Raw genomic sequence first — 5,401 nt, forward strand, 5'->3', positions numbered from 1 at the left:
CATCCAGCGGCTCAACCATGACAGCCATACCCAGGGCCCCTGGGCCTCGCCGATCTTACGAGTGACCAGTTCAGACCCACATCAATAGATAGGACTAGCCATGGCAGCGACGATCCCCGCCTCCCGCACCGTGCGGACGGTCGGCGCCAGCGTGGCGCTCGGTCTGCTCGGCCTCGTCTGGTTCGCCCCGCTGCTGGTGCTCGTCACCACGGCGCTGCGCACCGGCGCCGACCTGGCGTCGTCCGGCACCATCTCCTGGCCCGGATCCTGGACCCTCGACAACTTCGCCGACGCCTGGAAGATCGGCGACTTCTCCACCACCTACCGCAACAGCCTGCTCATCACCGTCGTCAAGGTGCCGCTCGGCGTGGCCGTCTCGGCGCTCCTCGCCTACGCGCTGGCCAAGCTCGACCTGCGCTTCCGGCGCTCCGTGATGTTCTTCGTCTTCCTCGGGCTGACCGTCCCGCTCTACATCGCGATCGTGCCGCTGTTCACCATGCTGCGGTCCGTGTACCTCACGGACACGCTGGCGGGACTGCTCCCGGCCTACCTGGCCTTCGGCATCCCCTTCACCACCCTGGTGCTGCACCAGTTCTTCCGGCGCGTCCCCGACGAACTGATCGAGGCCGCCCGGATCGACGGCGCCGGCGACTTCCGGATCTTCTGGCAGTTCATGCTGCCGCTGGCGCTGCCCGCCCTGGTCACGGTCGCCATCCTGGACACCGTCGCCACCTGGAACGAACTGCTCATCGCGCTGATCATGCTGAGTTCCCCGGAGAACAGCACCCTGCCGCTGGGCATGCTCAACTTCAACGGCGCCTTCTCCACCAACCACACCGGGCTGAGCGCGGGCATCCTGATCGCCGTCGTGCCGATCCTGGTGCTTTACGCCCTGCTCCAGCGCTGGATCGTCGGCGGCCTGACGGCCGGCGCCGTCAAGGGCTAGGCACGGGCGGGCGCGGGCGGCGGGAGCCCGCGCCCGAGCTGGCGGAGGCACCGGACATACAATCGAACGGATGTCTCTGTCGCCGCCCGCCCTGCCCTCGCCGCTCAGCCGGGTGGCGGACGAGCGGCTGGTCGACGCCGGCGTCGAGCTGTGGCTCAAGCGGGACGACCTGATCCACCCCACGGTGCCCGGCAACAAGTGGCGCAAGCTGATCCCCAACCTGGACGCCGCCCGGGCGGCCGGGCACACCCGGGTGCTCACCCTCGGCGGCGCCTACTCCAACCACGTCCGGGCCCTCGCCGCGGCCGCCGCCGGCCGGGGCCTGGAGAGCGTCGGCCTCATCCGCGGCGACGAGCTCGCCGACGCGCCACGCAACTGGTCGCTCGCCCGCGCCGAGGCCGCCGGCATGCGGCTCGCCTTCGTCGACCGCGCCGGCTACCGCCGGCTCCGCGCGACCCTGCACGAGCCGGCCACCCGCCGCGAGCTCACCGACCGCTTCGGGCCCTGCGCGGTGCTCCCCGAGGGCGGCTCCAACGCGCCGGCCGCGCACGGCGCCGCCGCCGTCGCCGCCGAGCTCGCCACCCAGCTCCCCGACCTGGGCCACCGCGACCTGGTCTGCTGTGCCGTGGGCACCGGCGGCACGCTGGCCGGCATCGCGGCCGGGCTGCCGCCGGGCGCCCGCGCCCTGGGCGTCGCGGCGCTGCGCGGCGGCGCCGGCTACCTGGAGCGGGAGATCGCCGGGCTGCACGCGGCCGGCTGGGGCCGGGCGTTCGACAACTGGTCGGTCGACCACCCGGCACACGGCGGCGGCTACGGCCGGGTGTCGCCCCAACTCGCCTCGTTCGCCGAGGACTTCACTGAACGGCACGGGGTGCGTCCGGAACTGCGCTACGTCGCCAAGGCGCTGCGCCACCTCTACGCGGCGGCCGCCGCCGGGGAACTGCCCCGCGGCAGCCGGGTCACCCTCGTCGTCACCGGCCCGCCCGACCCCGCGCCGGCGGCGGCCGTGGATGGCTCATGAGCGTCGCTCCGCGTCCGGAACCCGCCGGTGAGCGCTGACAGCTGAGCCGAAATCCCCTTACTGTGCCGAGAGTTCACTGATCTGATCGATTCCTTTTGGCAGGCATCGAATCACAGTCGAATCACTGTCGACTCACTTACGAAGTGGAGATACGCGTGGCCGACATCGACCTGCGCACCGATCAGCCGCACTCGGCGCGAATGTACGACTACCTGCTGGGCGGCAAGGATCACTACGAGGTCGACGGCGAGGCGGCCGAGAAGGCGCTGTCCTCGTTCCCCATGCTGCGCACCGCGGCCCGCGAGAACCGCAAGTTCCTCGGCCGGGCCGTCCGCCACCTGGTCCGGCAGGCCGGCGTACGGCAGTTCCTCGACCTCGGTTCCGGCCTGCCCACCGCCGAGAACGTGCACCAGGTCGCCCAGGCCGAGGACCCCGACGCGCGCGTCCTCTACGTCGACAACGACCCCATCGTGCTCGTGCACGGCAGCGCGCTGCTCGCCAAGGACGCCAGGACCGCCGTCATCCAGGGCGACATCCGCGACCCCCGCGTCATCCTCGAGAACGAGAAGACCCGCGCGCTGATCGACTTCGACCAGCCGGTGGGCGTGCTGGCCGTCGCCGTGCTGCACTTCGTCGGCGACGACGAGGACCCCGCCGGCATCGTCCGCACCCTGCGCGAGGCCGTCCCGGCCGGCAGCCACTTCATCCTGTCGCATGCCACCGCCGACATCGCCCCCGAGGCCGCGATGGGCGTCCAGCACGCCTACCGCGCCCAGGGCGTGCCGCTCACGCTCCGCACCAGGGAGCGGTTCGCCGAGTTCTTCGACGGCATGGAACTGGTCGACCCCGGCATCCAGGTCGTCTCCGACTGGCGCGCCACCGTCCCCGAGGCGGAGCGGCCAAGCCACGCCGACGTCTCCTGGTATGGCGGCATAGGCCGCCTCACCTGACGAAGCGCCTCGCGGGGCCGGGCCGAGAGGTCCGGCCCCTGTCGCGCGCCCGGCGCGGTCAGGAGACGCCCGGCTCCACAGGGGCCGGCACCGCGACCGGCTCGGCCACCGGCGCCGGACGCAGCAGGCGGGCGGCCACCAGGCCGGCGGCCAGCAGCGCCACCACGGAGAGACCGGTGCTGAACCAGCTCGCGCCGAGCAGCTGGCCGCCCAGATAGCCGATACCGACGCTGTACCCCGTCCACACCACGGCCGCCAGCGCCGACCACGGCAGGAACTCACGCTTCCGGCGGCGCGACACCCCAGCGCCCAGGCTCACCACCGCGCGCCCCGCCGGCGCGAACCGCGCCAGCACCACCAGCGGCCCGCCGCCACGCCGCAGCGCCGAGTCGAGGCGCTCCTGGGCCGCGGTGAGCCGCCGCGACCGGGCGATCGCGCCACCGAAGCGACGACCGCCGCGCAGCGCGAGACCGTACGCCAGCAGGTCGCCGACGAAGGACGCGGTGATGGCGCAGGCACCGAGCAGGAAGATCTGCGGCAGGTGCGGGTTGGCGGTGGGCGAGGGCAGCCCCGCGACGTCGACAGCCGTGCCGGCCGCCACCGTGGCCGCGGTCACCACCAGCGCTCCGCTGGGCAGCACCGGCACGAAGACGTCCAGCAGGATGGACGCCGCCACGACCACGTAGATCCATGGAGCGTAGAGCAGCACCCCCAACGTCTCCTGCACCGTGCCGCTCCCCGTTTCCCCTGATGACGCGCTCTGTGATGTGTACCTGGTACCTGGCTGGGACGCGTCTTCCGACCACAGTGGTTCCGCCGCCAAGAGTACGCCTGGGTCCCCCACACGGTGTACACGGGTGCGTGTGGCGGGCATCTCGTCACCGGCCTGGGCAGGGTGATCGCGCGGGGTGCCATCCCCCCCCCACCCCCACCCCCCACGAGCAGGGAGCACGAGTGATGAGAGCACGGACGACCAGCGCGGTCGCACTCACCGTGGCACTGGCCACGGCCGGATCCGCGGCGGCCGCCGCGGGCGGCGACTACTGGCTGCGCACCGGCACCCAGTTCGCGACGGCCGGCACCGGCGAGGCGCCCAGGGCCGTCAGCTACGACACGGACCTCGTGCCACCCGGCGCGCACATCACGGTCACCGAGTACGTCGTGGACGGCGCCCTGACCGTCGAGGTGTCGGCGCGGGGCCTGGTGCCGGGACAGACCTACGGCACCCACGTCCACGTCGCGCCGTGCGGCGCCGACCCCGAGGCGGCCGGCAGCCACTACCAGAACGAGCCGGGCTCGGTCGACCCGGAGAACGAGGTGTGGCTCGACTTCACCGCCGACGTGGACGGCGCCGGCATTGCGACCTCCGAGCACGAGTGGCTGTTCCGGCCGGGCGAGGCCGCCTCCGTGGTGCTGCACGAGCGGGCCACGGAACCCGACGGCACGGCGGGCGACCGGGTGGGCTGCTTCACCGTGCCGTTCGCCGCCCTCGCCACCGCCGGCGGCGAGTAGCGGCCCGGATTCTCCGCTTCCGGGCGTCTCGTATAGAGTGTTCGAGTCTGAAGGGGAGTAGCTCTTCGCCGGACCGTCGACATACTGGCCCGCCCACGGATGCCTCGGCATCGCACGGGAGGGGCCCGGCGCCCGGAGCGGACCCCCGCCGCCTCGCGCGGCGGTCCGCCAGCGAGACCTTCGGCCAGCAGTGTCATGGACGCTGCCGTGCCGAAGTCCGCCTCCCCGCGGGAACCTCCGGCACGGCGGCCCGAGAGTTTCGAGGATTGCCGTGTTCAGTTTCGCCGTCGCCGCTGTCGTGTTCGGCATCATCTTCCTCGCCGAGCTACCGGACAAGACCGCGCTCGCCGGTCTGGTGCTCGGCACCCGTTTCCGAGGTTCCTACGTCTTCGCCGGCGTCGCCGCGGCCTTCGTGGTGCACGTGGTGCTCGCCGTGGCCGCCGGCAGCGTCCTGACGCTGCTTCCGCAGCGCCCCCTGCAGATCGTGGTCGGCGTGCTCTTCCTGGCCGGCGCGGCGATGCTGCTGCGGGAGGTGCTGAAGAAGGACGACGAGGACGAAGAGGAGATCAAGGAGCCGTCCGACCCGTCCTTCTGGAAGGTGGCGGGCAGCGGCTTCACCCTCATCCTGGTCGCCGAGTTCGGCGACCTCACCCAGATCATGACGGCCAACCTGGCCGCGCGCTACGACGACCCCGTCTCGGTCGGCGTCGGCGCGGTCCTGGCCCTGTGGGCCGTGGCCGGCCTCGGCATCATGGGCGGCCAGGCGCTGCTGAAGCGGGTGCCGCTGACGCTGATCACCAAGATCGCGGCGGGCGTGATGGTGGTCATGGCGGCCTGGAGCTTCTTCGAAGCGGCCAGGGGGTAGCCGGGTCCGCTGGCGCTCGGCGCTGGTGCGGTTTCGCTGGGCGCTGTGCGGGTGCGGCGGCCGCCAGGCCCGGGTCACCGGCGCGCTCCGCGCGCCCGGTGCCCGGG

At 72.7% G+C, this 5,401-nt stretch carries 6 protein-coding genes; 5 read left to right on the plus strand and 1 reads right to left on the minus strand.

Going from position 1 to position 5,401, the window contains the following annotated elements; translation table 11 throughout:
• Window positions 1-100 precede the first annotated feature (100 nt).
• The 3 genes from ACFWI8_RS35995 to ACFWI8_RS36005 all read left to right on the plus strand — a co-directional run bounded on the left by ACFWI8_RS35995 (window position 101) and on the right by ACFWI8_RS36005 (window position 2,917).
• Window positions 101-946, plus strand: coding sequence for a carbohydrate ABC transporter permease (locus ACFWI8_RS35995; RefSeq protein WP_387100400.1), 846 nt, complete (start codon window positions 101-103; stop codon window positions 944-946).
• Between the two features lie 70 nt (window positions 947-1,016).
• Window positions 1,017-1,967, plus strand: a complete 951-nt coding sequence (locus ACFWI8_RS36000; RefSeq protein WP_387100403.1) for a 1-aminocyclopropane-1-carboxylate deaminase/D-cysteine desulfhydrase — start codon at window positions 1,017-1,019, stop codon at window positions 1,965-1,967.
• Window positions 1,968-2,122: 155 nt separating this feature from the next.
• Window positions 2,123-2,917: an SAM-dependent methyltransferase gene (locus ACFWI8_RS36005; RefSeq protein ID WP_387100405.1), complete on the plus strand. Its 795-nt coding sequence runs from the start codon at window positions 2,123-2,125 to the stop codon at window positions 2,915-2,917.
• 58 nt (window positions 2,918-2,975) lie between these two features.
• Here ACFWI8_RS36005 and ACFWI8_RS36010 read toward each other — a convergent pair whose 3' ends face one another.
• Entirely contained in the window at window positions 2,976-3,644 is a 669-nt protein-coding gene (locus ACFWI8_RS36010; RefSeq protein ID WP_387100408.1) for a DedA family protein, read from the minus strand.
• Window positions 3,645-3,874: 230 nt separating this feature from the next.
• Between ACFWI8_RS36010 and ACFWI8_RS36015 the strand changes: the two genes are divergently transcribed.
• Window positions 3,875-4,429, plus strand: a complete 555-nt coding sequence (locus tag ACFWI8_RS36015; protein ID WP_387100411.1) for a superoxide dismutase family protein — start codon at window positions 3,875-3,877, stop codon at window positions 4,427-4,429.
• Window positions 4,430-4,700: 271 nt separating this feature from the next.
• The gene (locus ACFWI8_RS36020) at window positions 4,701-5,294 is read left to right on the plus strand and encodes a TMEM165/GDT1 family protein (RefSeq protein ID WP_387100413.1); all 594 of its coding nucleotides are present in this window, start codon (window positions 4,701-4,703) and stop codon (window positions 5,292-5,294) included.
• The last annotated feature ends 107 nt before the right edge of the window (window positions 5,295-5,401 follow it).

It is taken from the genome of Streptomyces sp. NPDC127098, assembly GCF_042722465.1.
GTDB lineage: Bacteria > Actinomycetota > Actinomycetes > Streptomycetales > Streptomycetaceae > Streptomyces > Streptomyces millisiae.